Source organism: Roseomonas chloroacetimidivorans (assembly GCF_049629625.1).
Classification (GTDB): Bacteria; Pseudomonadota; Alphaproteobacteria; order Acetobacterales; family Acetobacteraceae; genus Roseomonas; species Roseomonas chloroacetimidivorans.
The window spans coordinates 1-24,333 of record NZ_JBNBZS010000076.1 but is presented as its reverse complement, the minus strand read 5'-3'; the positions used below and the strand labels follow the sequence as shown (position 1 = coordinate 24,333).

The window sequence follows — 24,333 nt, the reverse complement described above, 5'->3', positions numbered from 1 at the left end:
CGTTCTTGGCGAGGTCGAGACCGACCGTGGCAATCTCCTGATGCATGACACAGCTCCTTAAACTTGGACCTACGGGATCCTACCATCCCATGCCCACGATTGGGGCAGGCGCCGTCCACAGCATCAAATCGGCCCGCCACGCGCAGCGTTTCCTATCCACACACAGCCGGATCCACAACCACTTCCAGCTTCGCCGCCACCGCATGACCGCCACTGAATACCGTACCGCTCGTGACGCGGCATTCCGCACATGGCGAGATGTGACTGGAGTTGCACGTGCCGTGTGAGGCCATCACCAGCCGCAAGCTCTCAGCATCGCCGTCATCGCCAACCTGACAACGCCGCCGCCAGTGGTGCCGTGGCCAGCACGCCTCCGGCCGAGGCGCTCGGCCGCACTCAATCGACGGTGATCTTAGCTTCGCGGATGATCTTCGACCATTTTGCGGCCTCGACCTTCATGAGGTCGCGCAGATCCTCAGGACGGTTGCTCTTCGGCAGGATATGGCCCTGCGAGTGGAGCTCCTGCATCAGCTTCGGCTCCGCCAGGGTCTTGAGCAGTTCCTCGTTCAACCTTCCCACAATCGGCTGCGGCGTGCCGGCTGGGGCGAGAAGCCCGTTCCACCCCGTCGACTCGAAGTCCGTGACGCCCGCCTCCATCATCGTCGGCAGGGACGACAGCACGGGCACACGCTTGTCCGAGGTCACGGCCAGGGCGCGAAGCCTGCCGTCCTCGATCTGCGGCGCCGCCGGTAGGATGGTGCTGAACATCATTCCGACCCGGCCCGCCACCACATCCACCAGGGCCGGCGCCGTGCCGTTATAGGCGATGTGCTCGATCTGGATTCCCGCCATGCGGGCGAAGAGCTCGCCGGTCAGATGCGCCGGGCTGCCCATCCCATACGAGGCGAAGTTCACCTTGCCCGGATTCTGTTTCGCATAGGCGACCAGTTCCGGCACGCTCTTAACCGGCAGCGTGGGGTTAACCACCAGCACGAAGGGAATCCGCGCGAAAAGGCCGATCGGCGCGAAGTCCTTGTTGAAGTCGTAAGGCACGTTCGGCAGGAGAAATTGGTTGATCACCAGCGACCCGGTGCCAACCAGCAGCGAGTAACCGTCAGGCGCCGCACGGGCAATCATGCCGGAGCCGATCGTCGTGCCGCCACCCGGCCGGTTCTCCACCACGATCGACTGGCCGAGCTTTTCCGTCATCGGCTGCGCGACCATGCGGGCGAGGGTATCGGCGCCGCCGCCGGGCGTGAATGGCACAACGAGGCGGATCGGACGGTCCGGATAGGCGGCGGCCAGCGCGGGGCGCGCAAGGAGCGGGACAGCCGCTGCAGCAGCGTATCGAAGAAGGGCGCGTTTGGTGATCACCGGTGTTTCCTCGTTTCTTGCGAACTGGGTTTGCGCGTCAGACGGCGCTCGATGCATCGCGGGCCGGCTCGCGCGAGGTGGAGAGGGCCCGCGCAGAAGGCAGCGCTTCCAGATGGCGCAGCTTTTGGTAGAGCGGTGCCGCGTGGGCTCCTGCGTCGGCCGAGGCCAGGCAGTCCTCGAACTTCGCGCGGAGCTCGTCCTCCCGCAGCGGAGCCTCGGCATGGCCGCGCGCGCGGCGAACGGGCACGCTGTCGATGCGGCGGCCGTCCTTCATGAAGATGCGCACGCTGTCGGCGCGCGCATAGCCCGGCAGCGCCGGGTCGATGTCGTCGCTCGGCACCACGATCACGCGCCGCATCAGGTCCTGGATCTCCGGGCGCTGGACGTAGGAATCCGTCAGCTCCCGCAGACCTATCCAGCCGGTGGTCAGCGCCGCGGCCATGGCGAACTGCGCGCTGAACTTCGCTTCCAGCCCTGTGTTAGGCTGGGCGTTCCGCAATACGGCCGCATGAGAGCGACTCACGCTCACCTCGATTCGCTCGATGGCCCGCGGATCTGGCCGTTCCGACTTCACGAGGTCGATCATCGCGTCCGCCGCGCGATGAGCGAAGTAGCACATCGGGTACTTCTTAATGCTGAGACGGCCTGTAATGATGCGCCAGTCGCGGCCGAAGCCCTCGCTCGGCGTTAGGTCGTCCAGCTTCCCCTCGGGCGAGATGGCCCGAAGAAAGCCACGCGGATGCTCGATCGTGTCCGGCGAGGCTGTCATCCCGGCCCGGGCCAGGCGCGCCGAGATGATGCCGGAATGCGCCGCGCGTCCGGCATGGAACGGCTTAGTCATGCTGCCGAAATTAGCGACCACGCCGCTAGCCTGCGACGCGGCTAGGGCGATGGCCATGGCCGCCTTCTCAGCATCCAGCCTGTGCAACTTCGCGCAGGCCGCCGCCGCGCCAATGGCGCCAAAGATGCCGGTCGGATGCCATCCCTTCTCGTGATGATAGCCGCCATCATGCCGCACCAGCTCCGCCCAGACCTCGTAGCCCGCGACATAGGCGGTGAGGAGCGCCGCGCCATCCACGTCCAGCGCCTCGCCCTCGGCCAGCACAGCTGGAACGAGGACCGTGCTGGGATGTCCGCGCTGCGCAACGTCGTCATAGTCCAGCGCATGCGCCGCCGTCGCGTTGATCCAGGCCGCGTTGGGCGCCGCGGCGCGTTCAGGCCCGAGCAGGATCGAGGCCTCCGCCTCGCCGCCAGTCCCCACCACCTCGCGGAGGATGCCGACCACGGGCTCCGAAGCCCCAGCGAGCATCACACCGAGGCAATCGATGAAGCCGGTGCGCGCGACCGCCCGTGCGTCTTCCGGCACCGCTTCGGAGCGCAACTCGGCGACGAATGCGCCGAGTGCCTGTGTCAGCGAGGCGGCCATGCCTGATCTCTCTCCCCGCCGCTCAATAGGAGCGCGGCAGCCCGAGCGTGTGCTGGGCGACATGGGCAAGGATGAGGTTGGTGGAGATCGGCGCTGTGCGGGACAGCCGCGCCTCCCGCCACTTGCGCTCCACATCATACTCGGTCGCGAAGCCGAAGCCGCCGAAGGTGGTCATGCAGGCCTCGGCCGCGTTCCAGGCGCACTCGGCGGCGAGATAGCGCGCCATGTTCGCCTCGGCCCCGCAGGGCTGCCCGGCCTCGAACAGCGCGGCGGCGCGGCGCACCATCATGTCCGCCGATTCCGATTGAACGTAGGCCTGGGCGATGGGGAACTGGATCGCTTGGTTTTGGCCGATCGGCCGCCCGAAGACCACGCGCTCCTTCGCATAGGCGGTGGCGGTGCGGATGAACCAGCGGGCATTTCCCACGGCCTCCGCCGCGGTCAGCACGCGCTCGGCATTCATTCCGTCCAGGATGTAGCGGAAGCCCTTCCCTTCCTCGCCGATCAGGCTGTCGGCAGGGATGTCGAGGTCGTCGAAGAACACCTCGGTCGTGTGGTGGTTCAGCATCGCCTTGAGCGGGCGAATGGTAAGGCCTTTGCCGAGATGCTCGCGAATGTCGATCAGGAAGGTCGAGATGCCGTCCGTCTTGCGCTTCACTTCAGTCGCCGGCGTGGTGCGTGCCAGGACCAGCATCAGGTCGGAATGCAGCGCGCGGGAGGTCCAGACCTTTTGCCCGTTCAGCCGATAGCCGGTGTCGGTTTTCGTCGCGCGGGTCTTGAGCTGGGTCGTGTCGGAGCCGGTGGTGGGCTCAGTCACGCCAAAGGCCTGAAGGCGCAGCCGGCCGGCGGCGATCTCCGGCAGATACTTGTGTTTCTGCTCCTCGCTGCCATGCCGCAGCAGCGTGCCCATGATGTACATCTGGGCGTGACCGGCGGCGGCGTGGCAGCCGGCCGTGCAGATCTCCTCCAGGATGACCGAGGCCGCGCGCAGTGGCAGTCCGGTGCCGCCATATTCCTCGGGAATCAGCGCGGCGAGGAAGCCGGCCTCAGTCAGCGCGTTGATAAATTCGGTCGGATAGGCCTCGTCCTCGTCCAGCTTGCGCCAGTATTCTGCCGGGAAGTTGGCGCAGACGCGGCGCACGCTCTCACGGATCTCCTTGTAGTCCTCGCCGATCGGTAGGCAGACCAGCCCGTCCGGCGTCATCGTGCCCGGCACATGCGTGTCCATGGTCGCTCTCCTGAAATCGTGTTGGGGTCGGCTCGTCGGCCGCCGGTGTTCTGTGGAATTCCCGTCAGGTCCCCAGCGTCTCGGGCAGGGCCGGGTCTGGAAGCTCGTCGGTGTGCTGGCCCAGTTGCGGCGCGGCGCGCTCATAGGCCGGACGCGTGCCGTTGAAGCGCAGCGGCAGGCCGACGGTCGGCAGCGCGCCTTCCGGGCCTTGCTGGATGATGCCAAGGGCCTTGGCGTGCGGCTCCTCCACCACTTGGTCGATGCGCTGCACCGGCGCATTGGGCACGCCCGCCCGGTCGAGCAGCGCCCGCATCTCGGCGATGCTTCGCTTTGCCACCTCCACCTCCAGCAGGGGCACGAGGATTTCGCGATTGCGGACGCGGTCCGCGTTCGTGGTGAAGCGCGGATCGGCCTCCAACTCCGGCATCTCCAGCGCACGCACCAGCTTCCGGAACAGGTTGTCGTTGCCGGCCCCGATTACAATCCAGCCGTCCGTGGCCAGAAAGGCCTGGTAGGGTACGATGCCGCTGGCGCCAGAGCCCTGCGGCTTCATCACGCGGGGGGAGATGAGCACGCTGGCGATGGGGATCGCCGTCCAGGCCAGCGCGGTTTCGTAGAGCGAGGTCTCGATCCGCCCGCCCTGCCCGGTCCTGCTGCGTTCTAGCAGCGCTCCCATGATCCCAATCGCCGCCCAGAGCCCGGCGCCCATATCGACCATCGAGATGGGCACCCGGATAGGCGGCCGCCCCTCGGCCTCTCCCGTGATGCTCATCAGCCCGCCGAAGGCTTGCATCAGCGGGTCGTAGCCGGGCAGGTCGGACAGCGGGCCGCCGCTTCCGAAGGCACCGATGTCACAATAGATCAGCCCGGGCTTGCGGGCGACCAGAGCATCGCCCCCCAGCCCGTGCCGGTCGATCGAACCAGGGCGCAGGTTGCAGATGACGGCATCCGCCTCCTCGACGATCAGCGTCTCCAGCCGGGCGCGCTGCACCGGGTCGTTCATGTCGACGGTCACACTGCGCTTGTTGCGGTTCATGGCGACGAAATGGGGCGCGGCCCCGTCCCAGAAGGGCGGGCCCCAGCCACGGGCGTAGTCGCCGCTGCCCGGGGATTCCACCTTGATTAGGTCCGCGCCCAGCCCGGCCAGGATCATGCCGGCATAAGGGGCGGCGATGCTGTGCCCGATCTCAACGACCGTGGTGCCGGCCAGCGGCTTGTTCGAGAGCATGGCGGACTCCTTCAGGGCGCTGCGGGGGCGGCTTGGGGCCGGGATGCCGGCCCATTGGCGCGTGCCAGAAGCCGGCGGGCCCGCTCGGCAACGGGCAGGTCAATCATCCTGCCGTCCAACTCGACGGCACCGGTGCCGCGGGCGAGCCCGGCCTCGAAGGCCTCGACCACGCGGTGCGCCTTCTCCAGGGCCTCGGGGCCCGGCCCGTATTCCTCGTTGATGGCCGCGACCTGCCCGGGATGCACGCAGGTCGCGCAGGCGAAACCGAGGGCGCGGGAGCGGCGCAGCACGGCGCGGAACGCCTCGTTGTCGCCCAACTCGGCCACGCTGCCGAGCGAACCGAGAGGCAGCACGCCAGCGGCGCGCGCCGCATGGATTCCCAGCATTTTCGCGACATAAAGGCTGTCAGCGCTCGGCACCGCGTCCAGATCCGTCGCCAGATCCTCACCGCCCACGGCGACCGCGACGACGCGAGGCGCCCTGGCAATGGCAGCAATACGCTGGAGCGCGTCCGCATCCTCGACGAGCGCGACGAAGCGCGTCGCGCCGACCGGCATCTCCGCCCCAGCCTCCCCCGCCGCCACTACCTCCTCCAGCAGCTGCAGGTGTTCCGGCCCCAGGACCTTGGGCACGACCAGCGCAGCTACACCCAACCCGACGGCCGCTTCGATATCGGCCACCGCCAGCTCCAGCGGCCGGTTGATGCGCACGCAGACATCCGCCCCGGCCTGCCCTGCCGTGGTGACGGCCTGCCGCAGCCCGGCCCGCGCGGTTGCCTTCTCTGCCGGCGCGACGGAATCCTCGAGGTCGAGGATGATCGCGTCCGCGCCGCGGGTATGCGCCTTGGACACGAAGCGTGGCGCATTCGCCGGCACGAAGAGCATGGATCGCCAGAGCGGCAGATCCGGTCCCTTGGTCATGCCGGCAGCTCCAGCTCCACCGAGGCCGCGAGACCGCCGCTCTCCGCTTCCGCCCAGGTGGAAAGGTGACCATCCGCCGCGTCACGCCCCGTCAGCACCATGTTGTGACCGACGAATAGCGGCTGTAACAAACGGGCGGTAAGGCCGGACGGCCGCTTTCCGCTGCGCCGGATCGCGGCGTCCACCAGCAGGTGCACGGTCAGGCCGCCGTTCTGCACACAAGCCGGATAGCCTTCCTGATTCCGCGCGTAATCCGCGTCGTAGTGGATGCGGTGACCGTTCCAGGTGATGGCAGAGTAACGAAAGAGCAGCACAGGATCGAGGAACACCGTCTCCCGCCAAGTGGCGCCTGCGGGCGGTGGCGCGGGTGTCTTCTGCGGCAGGCCGGCGCCAGGCGCGGCAGCCTCCCGATACACCACCTCCTGGTCCTCGATCACCACCGGCTCGCCCGCCACCGAAATCGTGTGGCGCACCGTCAGGAAGACCATTGTACCGGAGCGGCCGCGCTTTGGCGTCACCGCCGCGATCTCGGAGCGCTTGACGGCATGGTCGCCAACCCGCAGCGCGCCAGGGAAGCGCACACGCCGCCCGACGAACATGCGCCGCGGCAGCGGCACGGGCGGCAGGAAGTCGCCCTTACGCGGGTGGCCGTCATGGCCCAGCTCGGATTGCCGCGCGAGGGCCGGGAAGAACATGGAATACCAGTGCGGTGGCAGCATGTCGCCAGGACCGTAGGTATCAGCAGGCTGGTCGAAGGTGACGGCGATGCGGCGCACGGCGGAGAGCGTGATGTCGTCCTCGGTGCTCATGCTGCGCCCGATCCAGTCGCGGAACTCCAATTCGGACAGATCCGGCCCGATAACGCCTTGCTCGGCCATTGCGCATCCTTTCCTCACATGCGGGCCTAACGGCCTGTAAGTCCTATTCCGGGACAGGTGCCTAAAAAGCGAGGAAGCTTCACGCCAGCGACTTGAATGCAGAGTGGTTCGATCCACGAAAATCGCTCTGGGAGAGCTGGCGGCCCCGGCGTGTGTGTTCCTCGATTGGTCTTGGTTGCAGAGATTATAGTCGCGGACTATGCGAGTTGGAGCATCATATATGTGATGTTTGATGGAGCCCGCCATGGCCAAGCCCGCCGCCGCGCCCAAGGATGAGATGAACAGCACGATCAAGTCGCTGCGGCGCACGCTGGAAGTGCTAGAGATGTTCGCGGAGACGCATGAGCCAGCGACCGCCGCCGCCATCGCCCAGCGACTTGGCTATCCACAATCCAGCACATCAATGCTGCTTCAGAGCCTGACGCAACTCGGTTACCTCGAGCAGGTGCCGGAAAACCGGAGCTTTCGGCCGACGCTGCGCGTCATGCTCCTCGGCGCCTGGTTGCAGGACCGGCTGATCGGCCATGGCAGCCTGCTGCGCTTGATGGACGGCCTGCGCGCGCGAACCGGCTTCACCGTCTTGATAGGAATGCAGCAGGCAACGCGCGTCCGCTACATTCTTTCGCTGCTGCGAGACGGCATCGGTGGGAACGAACCGCATGCCGGCATGGCGCGCCCGATCTGCCGCACCGGCATGGGCAAGGCGCTTCTGTTACCCTTGTGCGACCAAGACGTGGCCCGCTTACTCCGCCGCGCCAATGCGGAGGAAACCAACCCCGCCTTCCGCCGGGGCCAGTCGGCCTTCCTGGAAGATATCCGCGACAGCCGCGAGCGCGGCTGGACGGTCGGCGATGGCTCGGTGCAGAGCGGCGTCGGGGTGATCGGGATGCCGCTGCCGTCCATGCCCGGCCAGCCGCCACTCTCGATCGGCCTCGGTGGCACGCTACCGGAGATCACGCGGCGGCAGGACGAGATTGTGGGCGAGCTGCACAGTGTCTGTCGGTCCCTTGCCTCCGCCTTCACCTCTCGGGACGAGAGCCCCTAGCCAGAGCAGGTCAGCCCTCAGGAGGGCGCTGTCCGGTTGGCGGGTCCGGTGGGGCCGTAGCAGCCTGCGCGGTACTGGTGCGGTTCTGTCAGCTCTCGCGCCAGAGCTGCCGTCACACGCCGGCTGATGCTGTCGGCCTACCCTGCGGCGAGAATGGCGAGGGCAGTTGCCGCGCGACGGAAGTGAAGCACGCGACGGCGGCTCGCGAGACTATTCGGAGCCCCTACCGGACCGGGGCCAGTCCGCCAAGCTGCGCTCGACTTGACGGTGCCACATCGAAGCCCCAGCAGCGGAGTGCGATCGCTGCCGTCAGCCCGCCAAGTCCAGCCCCCACGACGATGATCTGCCCTGCCATCTATCTCTCCTCCGTCTGGTTCTTGAACATCTTGGACGCGCTTATTTGGCCGCTACATCAAAAGACTCGGGGCGATTGTTCCTCCGTCTCGCGCACTTTGATTGTCATGTCGCCGACCTTCTCAATGGCGATCCGCACCCTGTCGCCGGCCTTGATGGGCCCGACGCCCTCGGGCGTTCCGGTCGCGATCACGTCGCCGGGCTGCAGCGTCATCACGGAAGTGATCAGCTCGATGAGTCCGGCCACGTTCACGCTCATGTCGCGCGTGTTCGCATCCTGCCGCAACTGATCATTGACCCAGAGCTGGTTGCTGAGCTCTTGCGGGTCAGGGATCTCGTCCGCCGTCACGATCCAAGGACCGAGGGGCGTGAACGTGTCGAAAGACTTGCGCGTGACGCGCTCCTCTGCCACCTGCCCGGGCTCGAGCCGCATGCTCACGTCGATGAGGCAGGAGTAGCCGAAGATGTAGTTCAGCGCCTGCTCTCGCCGGACATTGCGGGCCGTGCGGCCGATGATCACGGCCAGTTCGGATTCGTGGTCGAAACGCCTCATGGAGCCGCGCGGAAGCTCGATCGCATCATCCGGGCCGACGAGGGACGAGGTGGCCTTGAGGAAGAAGCCGATCTGGTCCGGCGTGTTGCCCGCCTTGACGATCCCGCGCTCCCCGAGCTCGCCGACATGCTTCCGGTAATTGGCCGGCGCGGCCACGATGTTGCCCGTGAAGGGCATGGGCGAGCGCAGGCGGACCTCGCCGCGTGACAGGCGGCACGCGGTCTCGCGCGCTTCGAGCAGCTTCGGCCGCATTTCGGCCCAGTCGACGATCAGGCGGGTCATGTAGACGGGCGGCCAGGCCGCGGAGGCACCCGGCACGACATCGGTCACATCGTAGAGCTCATCCCCCTCCACGAGACCCACGCGATGGTTGTCGAACACAGCGAGCTTCATGACCTTTCTCCGTCCCTTCATGCGGCGCGGGCAGCGCGCCGCGAGGCGGCCGACCCGTCATTCCCTGGTTTACAGGATTCTGGGACGGACGCTATAGTTCGAAGGCCAGAATGTCTATTCACTGTGCAAAGTGAAACGGCTCGTCGGCGGTTGAAGGAGAAGGAGACGTCATGAGCAGCCCGTCCGCCTCGGAGCTTCTGAACACGAACTCGCTGGAGGCGCTGTATCCGAAGCTGGAGCGGCTCGGCGTCGGCCCGGGCTGGAACAAGCCGACGCCATCGCTGTGGAAGGCGCCGCGTCCCGCTTTCGTGCCGGCGCATTGGGATTACGAGCGCGCGAAAGCGGCGCTGACCGCGGCCGGGGATCTGATCAGCACCGAGCTGGCCGAGCGGCGGAACCTGATCCTGTTCAACCCGGCCCCGGGCAACAACTACCCGACGGTGCGGACGCTGGTTGCGGCCTATCAGATGATCATGCCTGGCGAATGGGCGCGGTCACACCGCCACACCCCCAACGCGCTGCGCTTGGTGCTGGATGCCGAGCCCGGCACCTACACGGTGGTCGATGGCGTGAAGATCGCCATGATGCCCGGCGACGTGCTGCTGACGCCGAACTGGTCCTCGCATGGCCATGGCAATGAGGGGCCGCAGCCGGGTTTCTGGATCGACTTCCTCGACGTGCCGCTGGTGCAATTGCTGGAGCCGATGTTCTTCGATCCGCTTGCCGAGGACGAGGCGCAGCACGAGGCGTTCATCGAGCCGCCACCGCACCGGAAGGACCGGATGGTCTTTCCAGTCGCGGAGACGCGGCAGAGGCTGGAGGAGGCCGCGGGCGATCCGGCCGGGCTCTATGGCCGCCAAGTCGAACTGGGCAATCCGGCGCTCGACACGGTCGGACTCCACATGATGGCGCTGCAGCCGCGCGTCCGGACGGCGACCTGCCGGACCACGGCGAACAACATCTATGCCGTCGTGGAGGGTTCCGGTGCGACCACGGTGGATGGCCAGCGCTTCACCTGGCGCCGGGGCGATGTCATCGCCGCGCCGGCCTGGCTGCCGCATTTCCACGAGGCGGAGGAGAACGCGATCCTGTTCCGCGTTACGGATGAGCCGGTAATGCAGCGCCTGGGCTTCCTGCGCACGGCGCGCAGCGCCTGAACCTGCCGCCCGGGCTGCGGGCCCGGGCGTGCAGCGCTGACCAATACGAAAGAACAATGGGGAACGTCATGAGCCGGCATCCATGACCTCGAGTCTTCGATCATCAGGAGGCGGAGCAGATCGTCCTGCGGGCCGGCTGCGCCATCCCCGCCAAAGCCGGAACGATGGCCGGGCGGCGCTAGTGCCCCTGCAGCCGAGCCGAGCATCAGGACCCACCTGCAGCATCCGCGAGACAGATCGATGATCCACCGACGGGCCCTTGCGGCCGCCCTGGCCTTGCCCTTCGCGCCGGCCGCGCTACGGGCCGAGGATTTTCCGGCCCGACCGCTCCGCATCGTCGTGACGGTCGCCGCCGGTGCGACCAACGACATCATGGCCCGTCTCTTCGCGGAGAGGATGGGCCGGAATCTCGGCCAGCCGGTGGTGGTCGAGAATCGTGGGGGTGGTGCCGGCCTCATCGCCACGCAGCTCGTCAAGGACGCGCCGCCCGACGGCTACACGATGCTGCTTGCCAACACCTCGGTAATGGCGATCAACCCGAACCTGTTTCGGCAGCTGCCCTACAATCCGCTGACGGATTTTGCGCCCGTCACGGTACTTGCGACCTCTCCGAGCGTTCTGGTCGTGAACAGCGACCTGCCGGTGAAGAATGTCGCGGAGCTTGTGCAGTATTTGCGGACCCGTCCTGGCGAATATGCCTTCGCCTCGGCCGGCAACGGCACGCCGATGCATCTCTCCGGCGAGCTGTTCCGCCAGCAGGCACAGGTTCAGATGACCCATGTACCCTTCCGCGGCTCGGCCCCGGCGCTGGCGGAACTGATGGCGGGGCGGGTCCAGCTCATGTTCGACAACGTGCCGGCGGTGCTCTCGCATATCCGGTCAGGGACGGTGCGCGCGCTCGCGACGACCGGCTCGTCCCGTGAGCCGCTGTTGCCGGACGTTCCGACCATGGCAGAGGCCGGTTTCCAAGGCGCTGAATCGACCTCCTGGTTTGGGCTCGTCACGCCGCGCGGCACGCCGGGGCCCATCGTTGCCCGGCTGAACGCGAGCGCCCTCGGGGCTCTGAGCGACCCGGAACTGCGCGAGAAGCTCGCCTCGCTGGCGGCCAAGCCCTGGGGCAGCACGCCGGAGGAGATGACCGAGCATATGCGCCGCGAGATCGAGAAGTGGCGCCCGATTGTCAAGGCGTCCGGCGCCACTGTCGACTAAGGGGACCGACCCCATCTCCGTTTTCGCCGAACGGTGGCCGCGCCGACATCCGGATGGCCGGCAGTGCCTCCTGGCGGGTGGCTTCACCCGGGGCGTGAACCGATCTATGGGGCGGCGGCCCAGCGAGCCATGCGGCGGCGCCCTGGCTCTGCCCTGCCGCATGAGAAGGCACGTAGATCGGTGAATGCACCCCGCGACCGGACGGGCAAACGAGACGTGGAGCGGCCGCGCCCGGACGGCGCTGCAGCGGAGACGGAGGCGGGCAGGACGGGGGTGGAGGACACGGGCGGCCCCTCCACCGACCGGCAGTTCATCGCGGCGCTGGGCCGCGGCCTTGCCGTTCTGCGCTGCCTGTCGGATGCCCGGACCGAGCTGAGCGCCACGGAGATCGCCAGGCTGACGGGAATGACACAGCCGACGGTCTGGCGAATCTGCAAGACCCTGGAGGATACCGGGTATCTGCTGAAGATGCCGGGCGGCAGGAACTTCCGGCCGGGTGCACCGGTCTTCGCGCTGGCCGCAGCGGCGTTGAGCGGCCGCCCCATGCTGGATGTGCTGCGGGCGCGGCTGGCCGAGCTGGAGGCGCGCTTCGAGGGTGCCATCTCACTGGCGGCCCGCGACCAGCTCGGCATGATTTTCCTCATCCGTTACCAGGGGCGCGCCTTCGTGACGGTTGAGCGGGTCGGCACGCGGGTTCCGCTCGGCCGCTCCTCGCTCGGCTGGGCCTATCTGGCCACCCAGACGCCCGAACGCTGTGCGGCGCTGATGGCGGCCGATGCCGGATGGCAGCAGGTCGCGGGATCCTTCGCCAAGGCGCGGCAGGATTACGAGCGCACCGGCTTCATCACCAGCCGCGGGGTGCTGAACTCCAGGATCAACGCCGCCGCGGTGCCGCTGCGCCTGCCCGGCCAGAGCGAAGTTCTGGCGCTGAGCTGCGGTGGCCTTGCCACCGTCTTCACCGATGACCGGCTGCAGGAAGTGGGGGGCACGCTGGTCGCGCTGGTGCGCGAGCTCGGCCTCGCCGTGCCGCAGCCGCAGCCGCAGCCGCAGCCGCAGCCGCAGCCGCAGCCGCAGCCGCAGCCGGGCGAATCTCCTGTTCCCTAAAGATGTACAAGGACCTCCCGTCGTGACTACCCAGACTCCCGTTCTCATCGTCGGCGCAGGCCCGGTCGGATTGGCCCTAGCCGGCGAGCTGGCCTGGCGCGGGGTGCGGAGCCTTCTGGTCGAGCGGACGGATGGCACGATCACGCAGCCCAAGATGGATCTGATCGGGCCGCGAACCATGGAGTTCTGCCGTCGTTGGGGCATTGCCGGCGAGGTAGAGCGCTGCCCCTACAACCCCGATCATCCCCAGGACAATGTCTGGCTTGAAAGCCTCAGCGGCTATGAGTTCGGCCGTGAACGCTTTCCCAGCCCGCGCCAGTCCGTGCCGCCGCCGCAGAGCCCGCAGAAGCGGGAGCGCTGCCCCCAGGACATGTTCGATCCGATTCTCCGCCGCTGGGTGGAGAGCATGCCGGAAGCCAGGCTGCGCTACCGGACGGAACTGACCGGCTTCACCACGCATGAGCATGGCGTGACGGCGACACTGCGCGATCAGGTAACCGGCGCGGAGGAGCAGGTGGAGGCGGCCTATCTGGCCGGTACGGATGGCGGGGCCAGCACGGTGCGCCAGGCGCTGGGGATCGGCATGACCGGGAAGCCGGTGCTGACCTATACGACGAATGCCATCTTCCGCTGCCGCGACTTCTGGAAGCTGCACGACAAGGCCAAGGGCTATCGCTTCATTTTCATCGGGCCTGAGGGTACCTGGGCGACCATCGTCGCCATCGACGGCCATGACCGCTTCCGGCTGTCGATCGTCGGCGACGAGACCAGACACACGCTCAGCGAGGCTGAGGTGCGGCAATACATCGTCCGCGCCATGGGCAAGCCATTTGACTTCGAGATCCTGTCCATCGTGCCCTGGGTGCGGCGTGAACTGGTGGCCGACAGCTATGGCGAGGGGCGGGTCTACCTGGCAGGCGATGCTGTCCACCTGAATTCGCCGACCGGCGCGTTCGGCATGAACACCGGCATGCAGGATGCCGTCGATCTCGGCTGGAAGCTCGCCGCCGCGCTGCAGGGTTGGGGCGGGCCTGGCCTCCTTGCCTCCTATGAGGCGGAGCGGCGGCCCGTGGCGATCCGCAACGTGGCGGAGGCGAGCGAAAACCTGCGCCGCATGATCTCTCCGCGAGAGAAGCTCTCGCCGCAGGTTTTCCAGCCAGGACTGGAGGGGGATCGCGCGCGGGCCGAGTTTGGCGCGGCCTACACCGAGGCGATGAAGCGCGAGTGGTTCACGTTGCATATCCATCTGGGTTACCGCTACGACGATTCGCCGGTGATCTGCCCAGATGGGACACCGGCGCCGGAGGATCCGCCGATGGTCTATACCCAGACCGCCCGGCCGGGCTCGCGCGCGCCGCATGTCTGGCTGGAACCGGGCTGCTCGACGCTTGATCTGTTCGGGCGCAGCTTTGTGCTGTTGCGCTTCAACTCCTCCGTGTCGGTCAGGGCTTTTGAAGCGGCTGCGGCGCGGCGCGGCATGCCGCTGGAGGTGGTCGATCTCAAGAACCCGCAGGCGGCGGCGCTGTATGAACGGTGCCTCGTGCTTGTCCGGCCTGACGGCTTCGTGGCCTGGCGTGGTGATGAGGTGCCAGCCGATTCGATGGCCGTCATCAATCGCGTGACGGGTGCCGAGGCCTAACCAGGCCGGCCGTCCGCGGCCAACAGGCCGGCCAGGTACTGGCAGCAGGCTTGGCCGACCTCCAGAAGCGCATGCCCGAGTTCCGCATGCGCCGCGTCGTGCAAGGCCGATTCGTGCTCCGCACAGGTCACGGCATAGAGCCGGCCCGATCCCGGCGGTTGAAGAGGAATGGAGATCGCGACCAGCTCGGGATGGATCAGCCCGCGCGTAACCATGTAGCCCTTTGCGCGGAGTTCGGATGTCGCCTGTTCGAAGCTGGCCGGCAGGCGGAAATTCTGTCTTGCCATGGCAGCTAGGACGGGGGCCTGCCGCGCCTGCGCCATGCCGGCAAGGCAGGCCCAGCCGGCCGGAGAGAACGCCATGGGATCCCGGCTGCCTGCCCGAAAATCGGAGAAGGTGATCCGGTGGCGGCTACTGACCTGCAGGTAAATAATGTCAGGCGGGACGGCCTCACCGAGGATGGCGGTGCACCCGAAACGTTCGGCCAATGACTGTAGATGAGGGAGCGCTAGCTCACCGAAGGACAAGTCCGATGCCGCGGCGAAGCCCAGGCCGAGGGCGGGGAAGCCCACCGAGAGGGTCTCGTCGGAGTGCCACACGAGATAGCCGAGCTTCCGTAGGGTGTAACAGTAGCGCCAGACCGTTGGAGCGGAGAGGCCGGTACGTTCCGTGACCTGCCCCAAGGTCAGCCGGCGGCCATCGGATCCGAAGCATTCCAGGATGCGCAGGCCTCGCTGAAGCGCATTCACGCCGGTGTTGTCCCGTTCCGCAGGGTGACTGCCCTGCTCCGAACCTGTCATCGCCGCTCTGACCAATCTGAAAATCCGCCTAGTCTATCCATTGTTGTGAGCAGCGCCGAGCCGCGGCAAGCTTGCTGCTGTGCCGCGCCGACCGCGCGCGTTAGCAGACCTCCTCCGAAGAAGGATCCTTTCCTGACGAACCCTACGACCCAGGCGAGTGTCTCGAAGGAGAAGCGTACCCGGGCTGCGGTCCACAAGCGGGCTTGTCCCGCAATCAGTTCAGGGGATGCTGGAGGTGACGACCGAACTTGGGCTGAGCGCATGACGCATCGGGCATCTCTCGGCGGGTACCGCAATCGATGGGCTGATCCTCGCTCTCCCGTGCCTCTCCTTCCAGCGAAGCCAGGAGCGAACCAGCCGATCTGGCAGACCCAGCTCGGCAGCAACTTTGGACACTGGCCCCCAAACGCTTACCGTTGGCACCACCTCCAGTTGGATTCGTCCGAGAAGAACCGGTACCCTCAGCTGCTCTTCGCATCGGCACTTCTAAGGCGCATCGGCCTATCCGATGCGTCGCCAGCCCTAGCTTGGTTCGCCGGGCGCATCCACCGAAACGATACGTAACAGCAGAGCAGCAGTGAAACTAATGTGGCAGTGCCAGCATGCTCGTGACGGGCTCTCCTCGGACCGTTTGCAGCAGGCCCTCCACTGTCTCTGGAAGCCGGTCGCCGCGCCAGGCTACATACCCGTCCGGCCGGACCAGAACCAGATCGGCGCCGTACAGCGCCCGAACATCCTCCTGCTCAACATCCCGGGTGACGAGCGGCACGCCGAGCCGGCGCGCCGCAGTGTCCAGGGCAGAAGCATCCGGACGGTCTGCGCCGAGCCGAAGAAGCGTGAACTCCCGGCCGGAGAAGAGATCCAGCGTGGAGCGGCCATCCTTCAGCCAGAGATGAGGCGCGCGGGAACCGGGGCGGGCAACCGGATCATACACATTAGGATCGTCGGGCGGAGCCGGGGTGCCGTCCGGGATGCAGATCGGCGAGCCTTCGTAGCGGTGCCCAAGCTGCAGGCCGGATGCATTGAACTGCCGGGCCAGCGTCCTAACGGTCTTGGCGAACTCCTCCCGCGCGGCATCGCCCTCCGGGCCCGGTTCCTCTACGTTCGGCGGGGTGACACGCATGGCCGCGTCAATCCGATCAGCATTGCGCGCTGCCTCTTCCGAGTTGCGGACGCCGATCGGTCGGCGCTCGACCTCGTAACTGTCGAGCAGATCCCGTCCCGCCCAGCCGGACAGCACCGCGTCAAGCTTCCAGCTGAGATTGATTGCGTCGCCGATCCCGGTGTTCATGCCCACACCGCCCGTGGGGGAGAACAGGTGGGCTGAATCGCCGGCGAGGAAAACCGGGCCGCTCCGGTAGCGCTCGGCGACGGACTGGTGGTGGTGCCAGTGCGTGATCCGCAAAAGCTCGAAGTCGAAGGGCTTCCCCATCCCGCCCCAGACCGCTTCCTTCGGGTCAATGTCCCGGGTCGGAACATTCGCATCGAGGAAATAGTGCTGGTAGTTCCAGAGATCCCGGCCGTTGATAGCGGTGAACACGCCGAAGCTGCCATGACTGAAGATAAAGTAGAGCGTGCCGCGGCCGAGCTGATGCTGTTCAAGGAAGCTCGCCGAGCGAAAGAAGAAGCTGACATTCGGCCGCATGGCCCCGCGCCCGGTGTAGCGAACGCCGAGCTTCTCGCGGACCAAACTCTTCCCACCGTCGCATCCGACCAGAAACTGCGCGCGGACACTCTGCTCCCGGCCGCTTCCCTCTTCGACCAGCCTGGCCAGGACGCCATCCTGGTCATGGCTGTAGTCCACCAGTCGCCAGCCATAGCGAAGCTCCACCTTCTCGAAGGAGGCGACGAACTTGCGGAGCACGGGCTCCAGCGCCTGCTGGCCGATCTGCGTCTTGAAGTACGGGGAATACTTGGCATCCGGAACCTGCCGCCAGAGATCGGGCGGGTAGGACATGAACTCACCCATGGTTCCGAACTTCGCGCGGTGGAGCTCGTAGCCGGCGAGGCGTGTCGCGAAGATGACGTGGATCGGATAATCCAGGGGAAGCCCGGCCGCGACGACATCTTCGGCGATACCCCAACGCCGGAAGTACTCCATGGATCGGGCGCCCAGGAGGGTCGCCCGGGGGTGATCCGTGACGCCCGTCCGCCGCTCGACCACCATGCAGGACTGTCCACGCCAGCCAAGATCGGCGGCGAGGGAAAGACCGACGGGACCGCCGCCCGCGATCAGGACGGGGACCTCGATGACATCGCCGTTCTTATTCAACACGGACTCCTGCTTCCTGCACAATGCGGGACCACCTGGAGAGCTCGGTCCGGATCAGCGCGGAGAACTGCTCGGGGCTGCTGACCATCGGCTCGAGCGCCAGGGCGGCGAACTTGTCCCGGAGGTCCGCGGAACCGACCATCTTGCTCAGCGTCGCGCTCAGGCGGTTGAGAATCTCTCCGGGAATCTGCTTCGGCGCGAACAGACCGTACCAGACCGTGACATCAGCATCCCGGACACCCTGTTCCCGTAGGGTTGGGATCTCCGGCGCCAGTTGGGACCGCTCCGGCGAGGTCACGGCCAGGGCGCGGAGACGGCCTGCCCGGATATGCGGCAGGGAGGTGCCGAGCGTATCGAACATCAGGTCGATCTTGCCGCCCACCAAATCGGTGAGCGCCGGCGACGTTCCCCTATACGGCACATGGGTCATCGCGACGCCCGCTGTCCGCTTGAAGAGCTCACCGGCTAGGTGCAGCGGTGTTCCGATACCCGCGGAGCCAAAGGTCACACCCTCTGGTTTCGATTGGATGTAGCGGACGAGCTCGGTCGCGCTATGGACCGGAAGCGATGGATTGACCACGAGGACCAGCGGCGAGGTTGCCGCTGTTCCGATCGGGGCGAAGTCATTGAGCGGGTCGTAGGGAAGGTTCGGATACAGGCTGGGATTGATCGTGATCGCACCGCCCGCGCCGAGCAGCAGGGAATAGCCATCGGCAGGCGCACGGGCCACGGCCTCCGTTCCGATGATGCCGGCGGCACCCGGCCGGTTCTCGACCACGAAGGGCTGGCCCAGCATCTCCTCGAAGCCGCGTGCCAGATGCCGAGCGACGAGGTCATTCGCCCCGCCGGCCGCATAGGCGACCACAAGTTTTACCGGACGGGACGGATAGGCCTGGGCCTGCGCGGAGACGGCGGTGCCGCTGAGGGCCAGAGCGAGCGAGGAAAGGACGCCGCGCCGGTGCCACGACCAGCCCTGCGGCGCGCCATCTGCATGCTCGAGGCCTGCCCGGGGATCTTCCGGACTGGGCAAGGATTCTGGCATTGTTCCTCCTTGTCGTTTTCGCGTGACCGAATGGCGGCGTTTCTGGTGCCCTGATCAGAGTGCTTCTAAAGGAGAGCGGGCATCGACCTCGCTGAGCGCCGCGCCGCGCACCCGATCAAGAAGCGGCCCGGCTGCGCCGGAGAGCGTGTCGCCTCGCCAGGCAACGTGCCCGTCCGGGCGGACCAGCACGAGGCGGCGTTGATAAAGCCGCCTGACCTCGCCGTCGGCGATGGCGGCGACTGCCAGCGGCATCCCGCGCGCGGCGGCTGCGGCCAGGAATTCGCGGCTGACGGACTCGTCCTCGCCGAGGTTCAGCAGCGTGAAGCCGCGCCCGAAGAGATCGAGTGTGGATTGCCCGGGCCGCAGCCAGAGATGCGGCGCACGGTGGCCGGGCCGTGCGGTCGGCGTATAGGCCGCGGCTTCATGCGGCGGCTCCGGTGTTCCATCCGGGATGATGAGGGGAGAAGCGGTGTAGCGGTACCCGAGATGCACTCCGATGGGCGCGAAGTGCTTGAGCTTCGTTGGCAGCTTCGCCGCAACCCTGGCGCGGGTGGCTTCGCCCCTGGGGCCGTCCTCCTCGATGTCCCCGATATCGGCGAAGAGTTCCCCGCTCCTGAAGTAGTTGTCGGCAGCTTCGAGCGTGTTGTGGATGCCGATGGGCCTCCGCTCGGCCTCATAGGTCGAGAGCAGATCGGGGCCACCCCAGCCTTCGAGCACGGCCGCGATCTTCCACCCCAGATCGACCGCGTCGCCGATCCCCGTGTTCATGCCGAAGCCGCCCGTGGGAACGAACAGGTGGCAGGCATCGCCGGCGAGGAAGACGCGCCGTGAGCCGTATCGCTCAGCGACAAGCTGGCGGGGAAGCCAGTTCTGGTCGGAGAGGATCTCGACCTCGATCGTCTCGCCCAGGGCGCGCTGAACCATGACGCGGGGATCGGCGGGAAGCTCGTTTTCTTGCTGGTAGTAGCGGTTCAGAACCCATTCGCCGCCGCCATCGATCGTATAAACGACGCCGGCGGAATCCGGCGCGAGCACCCAGTACATGACGCCGGGTCTGCGGCCGAGGCGCCTGTCCAGCTCGGGTGCCCTGAAATACACGCCGCGGGCTGCGCCCAGCGTTCCCTGGCCTTCCAGCCGGATGCCGAGCTGCTTGCGAACGACGCTCGCCGCGCCGTCGCAGCCAACCAGGTAACTGCCGGTGATCCGTTGCCGCTCGCCCGTGCCGTCCTCCACGATGATGGCCTCGACCGAGCCGGGGTCCTCCCGGAAGCTCTCCAGGCGCCAGCCCAGGCGCATGCCGACCTGCGGCCGCGCGGCGAGCTGACGGCGGAGCACGGCCTCCAGGGGAGTCTGCGCCGTCCAGGTCTTGTAATAGGGGGAGGCCGCCAGTTCCGGCGTGCCGCGCGCGAGCTCGGGGCCCCGGGTGGCAAGGTCCTGGATGGACGGAATCTCGAAGCGGTAGATCTCGCGGTCCAGAATGCGGGTGACGTAGACGACGTCGAGCGCCCGGTCGCGCGGCACGCCGGCGTCGATGACATCCTCCGCGATTCCCATGCGGCGGTAATGCTCCATGGTGCGAACGCCGATGGAGATCGCGCGCGGGTGCGGATTGATCGTCCGGTTGGGATCGAGGATGACGCTCGGCACGCCGCGCCAGGCCAGGTCCATGGCGAGCGACAGGCCGACCGGCCCGGCACCTGCAATCAGCACCGGCCGGGTGGCGGTGCTTATCATAGCCGAGGACATCGGATCAGGCGCCGGTCACGTGCAGCAGCGCCTGGCGGCGCTCCTCCTGCACAACCGCCAGGGCGCGGCGCAGGGCGGGCATCAGGTCGGCGCGCGACGCCACGCGCTCGCCATATCCACCGGACGCCTCCACATACTTTACGAAGTCGGGCACGGGCTGCAGGGAGGACAGGGGCGCCATCGCATGCTCCCGCGCATGACGGGCGGCATGGCTGTCCGGATACATCATCAGCGCCGCGGCCTGCACCGCGCCCCAGCCGCCATTGTCGAACACCACGGTGAGGATCGGCAGGTCGTGCATGGCCGCTGCCTGGTGATAAGCGGCGGGGTTGCCGAACAGATAGGCGCCGTCGCCCACCACGGCGATCACCGGGCGGCCGGGCGCGGCCTGGCACGCGCCCAGGGCGGCCGGCATCCCCCAGCCCAGCCCGCCGGCATTGGGATGCAGGAAGAAGGTGCCGGGCTGGTCGAAGCGCATCTGCTCGCGCATGGCCGAGTACTCGTTGATCAGAATGCTGTCGTGTGGACGCACCTCGCTCAGGCAGCGCGACAGGTAGAGCTTAGAGATCGGGCCGCCGCGCACCTCGTCCTCGCGCGCGCGGGCTTCGACGACCGCGCGGCGCTCCTGCGCGAAGGTGGCGGCGCGCTCGGCGCGCTGATCGCGGTCACGCTCAGCACCGGCCCGCGTCAGGGCTTCGGTCAGGCTGGGCAGCAGGGCTTCGGCGGTGGTGGTCAGCATCAGGTCAGAGGGGAAGCTGCGCAGCGGATAGCGCGTGAAGAGCGGATCGCTGGCCGCATGGGCGATGAAGGCGCCGGGCCGTGGACTCGCCTGGCCGGGCAGCCAGGGCACGTCGGATTCCAGGAACAGCATGGCATCGGCCTGCTGCAGGATGGCGGCCGGGTCGTAACCGGCATGCAGGGGATGGCTGGACGGGAAATTGACGAATTTCGGCTTGCTTTCCCCGACCGCGATGCCGAAGCGGTTGCTCAGATCTTCCAGCATGCCCACGGTAGCGGGCGCGCTGCCGCTGGCGCTGCAGACGATGACCGGCAACCTGGCCCTGGCCAGGGCCTCCGCCAAGTGGGAGACGCCGAGCGGATCGGGATGCGGCGCCAGGGGCTGCGCGGGAAGGGGCCGCTCGGCCGTGGCGGGCATGGGTTGCGCCAGCGTTTCGCGCGGCAGCGTCAGGTAGACCGGGCCGCGCGGATGCGCCATCGCGATACCCAAGCCGCGATCCACGATATCGGCGACGTTCATGCCGTCGCGCAGCTCGTAATCCCATTTGACCAGCTCGCGCATCATGCCGGCCTGGTCGAACATCTCCTGTCCCCAGTGGATGGTGTTGTCGCGGGAACCAAGCCGGCCGTGCTCGAATAGGGGCGTGCGCCCGGCGGTGAAGAACATCGGCACCTGCGCACGGGCGGCGTTCATGATGCCGCACACCGCATTCGCCGCGCCTACCGAGACGTGCAGCATCACGGCCTGCGGGCGGCCCGACACCATGTAGTGGCCATGGGCCATGCCGACCGCGATGTTCTCGTGGCCGGACATCACGGGCCTGGGGAAGGCCAGGTTGGATTGTGACTGCCTGGCATAGGCTTCCACCAGTGGCGCGGTGTCGGTGCCGGCGCCCATGTAAAGATAGTCAACGCCGTGGCGCTTCAGATGGGCCAAATAAGCTTCGGCCACCGATTCGAATGCTTCTGTGTCGACCGCCGAGGAGGGATGCGTCATCGGTGTTGCGCTCGCTTGCAGGGAGGTATTGGGCATGATCAGGGGCTCATTCCACCCGGATGCCGGCTTCCTGGATGACCTTGGTCCATCGCGCTCTTTCGGCAGCGATGAAGGCTTCCGCCCCCTGCGGCGGCACGGCGGGCAGACTGGCTCCGAAGGCGCCCAAGCGCCGGCGCGTATCGGGATCGGCCTGCGCAGTGGCGATGGCCTGCTGCAACTGACGGAGCACGGGCTGCGGCGTGGCGGCGGGTGCCATAATCGAGAACCATGAGACCGCGTCGATATTGGCGAATCCCGCCTCGGCCATGGTTGGGACTTGGGGCAGCGCGGCCAGGCGCTGGTTGCCGGTGACGGCGAGGGCCTTCAGCTTGCCAGCCTGCACCTGCGGCAGGGCCGACTGAACATTGTCAAACATCATCTGCACCCGCCCGCCGATCAGGTCTGTCAGGGCCGGCACCGAACCGCGATAGGCGACGTGGGTGATCCCGGCGCCCGTCTGCGCCTTGAACAACTCGCCCAGAAGATGCATCTGCGTGCCCTGCCCGGGCGAGGCGAAGTTCATAGCGTCGCCCCGCGACTGCGCGTACTGCACGAGTTCGGCGACGTTGTTCACCGGTAAGTTGGCGGGGACTACCAGAAGGCAGGGCGCCTGGGCGATGATGCCGGCCGCGACGAAATCGCTCCCATGATAGCGGACGTCGGGGCGTAGCACAGGGTTCACCACCAGCACGGCATTCGCGCCTAGCAGCAGCGTGTAGCCGTCCGCCGGTGCATTGGCGACGTGTTCCGCGGCGATGTCGCCGCTGGCCCCTGGGCGATTGTCCACAATGAAACTTTGGCCCAGTGCGGCGCCCAGCTTATCGGCATAGAGGCGGGCCGCGTGGTCGTTCGCGCCGCCTGGGGCGAAGGGCACCACGATGCGCACGGGGCGGTCAGGAAAGGCTGCGCTTGCTACCGCTGCCCACAGCACCGCCAGCCCGGCACAGGCCGCCAAGATGATCCTTGTCATCGTTTCCCTCCCTTGCAGAAATTACGTTATTCGTAATATACTCTGCTTGGTGTAATCATTAAGCATTACTCGATGCCGGGCTGTAAAGGCGGGACGTGAAGACTCGGAGAGGGGTTGAGTCGGTCGAGGTCGCGGGGCTGATCCTGCAGGCCCTGCTCGCGGTAGGTGGCACGGCGCGCGTCAAGGATCTGGAGAAGCGCACCGGCATTCCGTCGGCCAAGGTGCACCGCTACCTCGTCAGCCTCGTGTTCTGCGGCTTGGTGCGTCGCCGAGAGGACGGGCGCTATGGCTTCGGGCTGCTGGCCTACCAAGTCGGGCAACTCGCCCAGCATGGGCACGACCTGATGACTATGGTGGCGCCGGAGGTGGCCCAGTTCGCCCGGGATGTCGGCGAGAGCTGCGGGGTCGCGCTATGGCTCGATCAGGGGCCGACCATCGTCCACTGGTTCCATCCCGAGCGTGACGTGAACCTGTCCCTCAAGCCCGGCCTGCGGGTGGAGCTCACAGCGTCCACCACCGGGCGCGTCATGGGCGCGCATCTGCCGTGCCCGACGGTCGAGCAAAGGCTCGCGGCCGAGTTGGCCGGCGCCGTGGAGGCCAAGCCGTACGCTTACGAGCAGGTAGAGGCGGATTTCGCCCGCATCCGGCAGGTTGGCTATGCCCGCGGCCAGGGTCTTCGGGTTCCTGGGCTGAACACCTTCAGCGTGCCAGTCTTTGAACGAGACCAGCGGCTCGCCTGCGTCCTCACCATGATCGGGCACGAGAGCACCTTTTCCTCCCGCCCCGATACGCCTCAGGCCCTGGCACTGCTCGCCTTCAGCCGGCGTTTGTCACGCATCTTGGGTGCGCAAACGGGAGTGTCGGAGAATGCCGTCGCGTAGATCGGACGGAGGCCGAGATCGGGAGATCTTCACGGTTTTAATTGATGCTGCTTGGCCGGATCTGTCAGAGTTCGCGCCAGGGGTGGTCGGATTGGCGAGGTGCGGCAGGCGTGGATAGGCTGGTAATACCAACCGCCTCAGACTTTGACCTGTGCCCAGGAGCGGCGCGTGATGGAGGCGATCTGCTCGGGCGTGCGCATGAGCGTGGACCAGGCGTGGCAACAGGCGTCGACGATGGCGTCGTAGCTTTCCCACACGCGGTGGCTGAGCAGGTTCTGGCGCAGGAACTCCCAGACGTTCTCCACTGGGTTCAGTTCTGGTGCATAGCGAGGCAGCGGCA

Annotated in this window: 21 protein-coding genes; 6 read left to right on the top strand and 15 right to left on the bottom strand. The window is 67.1% G+C overall.

What is annotated here, in order from left to right; translation table 11 throughout:
* Positions 1 to 396: 396 nt before the first annotated feature.
* The 6 genes from ACO1BU_RS29635 to ACO1BU_RS29610 form a co-directional block, all read right to left on the bottom strand.
* Positions 397 to 1,374, bottom strand: coding sequence for a Bug family tripartite tricarboxylate transporter substrate binding protein (locus tag ACO1BU_RS29635; protein WP_424139567.1), 978 nt, complete (start codon positions 1,372 to 1,374; stop codon positions 397 to 399).
* A 37-nt stretch (positions 1,375 to 1,411) separates the two neighbouring features.
* Complete coding sequence (locus ACO1BU_RS29630) at positions 1,412 to 2,800, bottom strand: MmgE/PrpD family protein (RefSeq protein ID WP_424139566.1); 1,389 nt, start codon at positions 2,798 to 2,800, stop codon at positions 1,412 to 1,414.
* Positions 2,801 to 2,822: 22 nt separating this feature from the next.
* Complete coding sequence (locus ACO1BU_RS29625) at positions 2,823 to 4,028, bottom strand: acyl-CoA dehydrogenase family protein (RefSeq protein WP_424139565.1); 1,206 nt, start codon at positions 4,026 to 4,028, stop codon at positions 2,823 to 2,825.
* A 64-nt stretch (positions 4,029 to 4,092) separates the two neighbouring features.
* Complete coding sequence (locus ACO1BU_RS29620) at positions 4,093 to 5,256, bottom strand: CaiB/BaiF CoA transferase family protein (protein WP_424139564.1); 1,164 nt, start codon at positions 5,254 to 5,256, stop codon at positions 4,093 to 4,095.
* Positions 5,257 to 5,267: 11 nt separating this feature from the next.
* Positions 5,268 to 6,176 (bottom strand): HpcH/HpaI aldolase/citrate lyase family protein, encoded by a 909-nt coding sequence (locus ACO1BU_RS29615; protein WP_424139563.1) that lies wholly within the window; start codon positions 6,174 to 6,176, stop codon positions 5,268 to 5,270.
* Positions 6,173 to 7,054 carry an HTD2 family dehydratase gene (locus tag ACO1BU_RS29610; RefSeq protein WP_424139562.1) on the bottom strand — a complete coding sequence of 294 codons (882 nt, stop codon included), beginning with the start codon at positions 7,052 to 7,054 and terminating at the stop codon, positions 6,173 to 6,175. Before ACO1BU_RS29610 ends, ACO1BU_RS29615 begins: the two co-directional genes overlap by 4 nt.
* Positions 7,055 to 7,298: 244 nt before the next feature.
* On the opposite strand from ACO1BU_RS29610, the gene ACO1BU_RS29605 reads away from it, so the two are divergent.
* Positions 7,299 to 8,099, top strand: a complete 801-nt coding sequence (locus tag ACO1BU_RS29605; protein ID WP_424139561.1) for an IclR family transcriptional regulator — start codon at positions 7,299 to 7,301, stop codon at positions 8,097 to 8,099.
* Between the two features lie 223 nt (positions 8,100 to 8,322).
* On the opposite strand, the gene ACO1BU_RS29600 is transcribed toward ACO1BU_RS29605, so the two are convergent.
* Positions 8,323 to 8,454 (bottom strand): FAD-binding protein, encoded by a 132-nt coding sequence (locus ACO1BU_RS29600; protein WP_424139560.1) that lies wholly within the window; start codon positions 8,452 to 8,454, stop codon positions 8,323 to 8,325.
* 57 nt (positions 8,455 to 8,511) lie between these two features.
* Entirely contained in the window at positions 8,512 to 9,399 is an 888-nt protein-coding gene (locus ACO1BU_RS29595; RefSeq protein ID WP_424139559.1) for a fumarylacetoacetate hydrolase family protein, read from the bottom strand.
* A 170-nt stretch (positions 9,400 to 9,569) separates the two neighbouring features.
* On the opposite strand from ACO1BU_RS29595, the gene ACO1BU_RS29590 reads away from it, so the two are divergent.
* From ACO1BU_RS29590 to ACO1BU_RS29575, 4 genes are all read left to right on the top strand, one after another.
* The gene (locus tag ACO1BU_RS29590; RefSeq protein WP_424139558.1) at positions 9,570 to 10,556 is read left to right on the top strand and encodes a cupin domain-containing protein; all 987 of its coding nucleotides are present in this window, start codon (positions 9,570 to 9,572) and stop codon (positions 10,554 to 10,556) included.
* Between the two features lie 240 nt (positions 10,557 to 10,796).
* Positions 10,797 to 11,765: a Bug family tripartite tricarboxylate transporter substrate binding protein gene (locus tag ACO1BU_RS29585; protein ID WP_424139557.1), complete on the top strand. Its 969-nt coding sequence runs from the start codon at positions 10,797 to 10,799 to the stop codon at positions 11,763 to 11,765.
* A 180-nt stretch (positions 11,766 to 11,945) separates the two neighbouring features.
* Positions 11,946 to 12,869: an IclR family transcriptional regulator gene (locus ACO1BU_RS29580; RefSeq protein WP_424139556.1), complete on the top strand. Its 924-nt coding sequence runs from the start codon at positions 11,946 to 11,948 to the stop codon at positions 12,867 to 12,869.
* Between the two features lie 22 nt (positions 12,870 to 12,891).
* Positions 12,892 to 14,508: an FAD-dependent oxidoreductase gene (locus tag ACO1BU_RS29575; protein ID WP_424139555.1), complete on the top strand. Its 1,617-nt coding sequence runs from the start codon at positions 12,892 to 12,894 to the stop codon at positions 14,506 to 14,508.
* Here ACO1BU_RS29575 and ACO1BU_RS29570 read toward each other — a convergent pair.
* The 6 genes from ACO1BU_RS29570 to ACO1BU_RS29545 all read right to left on the bottom strand — a co-directional run bounded on the left by ACO1BU_RS29570 (position 14,505) and on the right by ACO1BU_RS29545 (position 23,112).
* The gene (locus tag ACO1BU_RS29570) at positions 14,505 to 15,308 is read right to left on the bottom strand and encodes an IclR family transcriptional regulator (protein WP_424139554.1); all 804 of its coding nucleotides are present in this window, start codon (positions 15,306 to 15,308) and stop codon (positions 14,505 to 14,507) included. The two genes, ACO1BU_RS29575 and ACO1BU_RS29570, sit on opposite strands and share 4 nt — an antisense overlap.
* 583 nt (positions 15,309 to 15,891) lie before the next feature.
* Positions 15,892 to 17,580 carry an FAD-dependent oxidoreductase gene (locus tag ACO1BU_RS29565; RefSeq protein ID WP_424139553.1) on the bottom strand — a complete coding sequence of 563 codons (1,689 nt, stop codon included), beginning with the start codon at positions 17,578 to 17,580 and terminating at the stop codon, positions 15,892 to 15,894.
* Positions 17,573 to 18,622 carry a Bug family tripartite tricarboxylate transporter substrate binding protein gene (locus ACO1BU_RS29560; RefSeq protein WP_424139552.1) on the bottom strand — a complete coding sequence of 350 codons (1,050 nt, stop codon included), beginning with the start codon at positions 18,620 to 18,622 and terminating at the stop codon, positions 17,573 to 17,575. Before ACO1BU_RS29560 ends, ACO1BU_RS29565 begins: the two co-directional genes overlap by 8 nt.
* A gap of 54 nt (positions 18,623 to 18,676) precedes the next feature.
* Entirely contained in the window at positions 18,677 to 20,356 is a 1,680-nt protein-coding gene (locus ACO1BU_RS29555) for an FAD-dependent monooxygenase (protein ID WP_424139551.1), read from the bottom strand.
* 16 nt (positions 20,357 to 20,372) lie between these two features.
* Positions 20,373 to 22,139, bottom strand: coding sequence for a thiamine pyrophosphate-requiring protein (locus tag ACO1BU_RS29550; RefSeq protein ID WP_424139550.1), 1,767 nt, complete (start codon positions 22,137 to 22,139; stop codon positions 20,373 to 20,375).
* Between the two features lie 10 nt (positions 22,140 to 22,149).
* The gene (locus tag ACO1BU_RS29545) at positions 22,150 to 23,112 is read right to left on the bottom strand and encodes a Bug family tripartite tricarboxylate transporter substrate binding protein (RefSeq protein WP_424139549.1); all 963 of its coding nucleotides are present in this window, start codon (positions 23,110 to 23,112) and stop codon (positions 22,150 to 22,152) included.
* 95 nt (positions 23,113 to 23,207) lie between these two features.
* On the opposite strand from ACO1BU_RS29545, the gene ACO1BU_RS29540 reads away from it, so the two are divergent.
* A complete protein-coding gene (locus ACO1BU_RS29540; RefSeq protein ID WP_424139548.1) occupies positions 23,208 to 23,993 on the top strand; it encodes an IclR family transcriptional regulator in 786 nt (261 codons plus the stop codon).
* A gap of 137 nt (positions 23,994 to 24,130) precedes the next feature.
* On the opposite strand, the gene ACO1BU_RS29535 is transcribed toward ACO1BU_RS29540, so the two are convergent.
* On the bottom strand, positions 24,131 to 24,333 hold a 203-nt coding region (locus ACO1BU_RS29535; RefSeq protein WP_424139547.1), incomplete at its 5' end, for a transposase.

Excerpts from the sequence above, each read along its gene's own strand:
- ACO1BU_RS29630 (WP_424139566.1), bottom strand. The coding sequence starts at position 2,800 with ATGGCCGCCTCGCTGACACAGGCACTCGGCGCATTCGTCGCCGAGTTG.
- ACO1BU_RS29625 (WP_424139565.1), bottom strand. The coding sequence starts at position 4,028 with ATGGACACGCATGTGCCGGGCACGATGACGCCGGACGGGCTGGTCTGC.
- ACO1BU_RS29620 (WP_424139564.1), bottom strand. The coding sequence starts at position 5,256 with ATGCTCTCGAACAAGCCGCTGGCCGGCACCACGGTCGTTGAGATCGGG.
- ACO1BU_RS29615 (WP_424139563.1), bottom strand. The coding sequence starts at position 6,176 with ATGACCAAGGGACCGGATCTGCCGCTCTGGCGATCCATGCTCTTCGTG.
- ACO1BU_RS29610 (WP_424139562.1), bottom strand. The coding sequence starts at position 7,054 with ATGGCCGAGCAAGGCGTTATCGGGCCGGATCTGTCCGAATTGGAGTTC.
- ACO1BU_RS29605 (WP_424139561.1), top strand. The coding sequence starts at position 7,299 with ATGGCCAAGCCCGCCGCCGCGCCCAAGGATGAGATGAACAGCACGATC.
- ACO1BU_RS29600 (WP_424139560.1), bottom strand. The coding sequence starts at position 8,454 with ATGGCAGGGCAGATCATCGTCGTGGGGGCTGGACTTGGCGGGCTGACG.
- ACO1BU_RS29595 (WP_424139559.1), bottom strand. The coding sequence starts at position 9,399 with ATGAAGCTCGCTGTGTTCGACAACCATCGCGTGGGTCTCGTGGAGGGG.
- ACO1BU_RS29590 (WP_424139558.1), top strand. The coding sequence starts at position 9,570 with ATGAGCAGCCCGTCCGCCTCGGAGCTTCTGAACACGAACTCGCTGGAG.
- ACO1BU_RS29585 (WP_424139557.1), top strand. The coding sequence starts at position 10,797 with ATGATCCACCGACGGGCCCTTGCGGCCGCCCTGGCCTTGCCCTTCGCG.
- ACO1BU_RS29570 (WP_424139554.1), bottom strand. The coding sequence starts at position 15,308 with ATGACAGGTTCGGAGCAGGGCAGTCACCCTGCGGAACGGGACAACACC.
- ACO1BU_RS29560 (WP_424139552.1), bottom strand. The coding sequence starts at position 18,622 with ATGCCAGAATCCTTGCCCAGTCCGGAAGATCCCCGGGCAGGCCTCGAG.
- ACO1BU_RS29555 (WP_424139551.1), bottom strand. The coding sequence starts at position 20,356 with ATGATAAGCACCGCCACCCGGCCGGTGCTGATTGCAGGTGCCGGGCCG.
- ACO1BU_RS29550 (WP_424139550.1), bottom strand. The coding sequence starts at position 22,139 with ATGCCCAATACCTCCCTGCAAGCGAGCGCAACACCGATGACGCATCCC.
- ACO1BU_RS29545 (WP_424139549.1), bottom strand. The coding sequence starts at position 23,112 with ATGACAAGGATCATCTTGGCGGCCTGTGCCGGGCTGGCGGTGCTGTGG.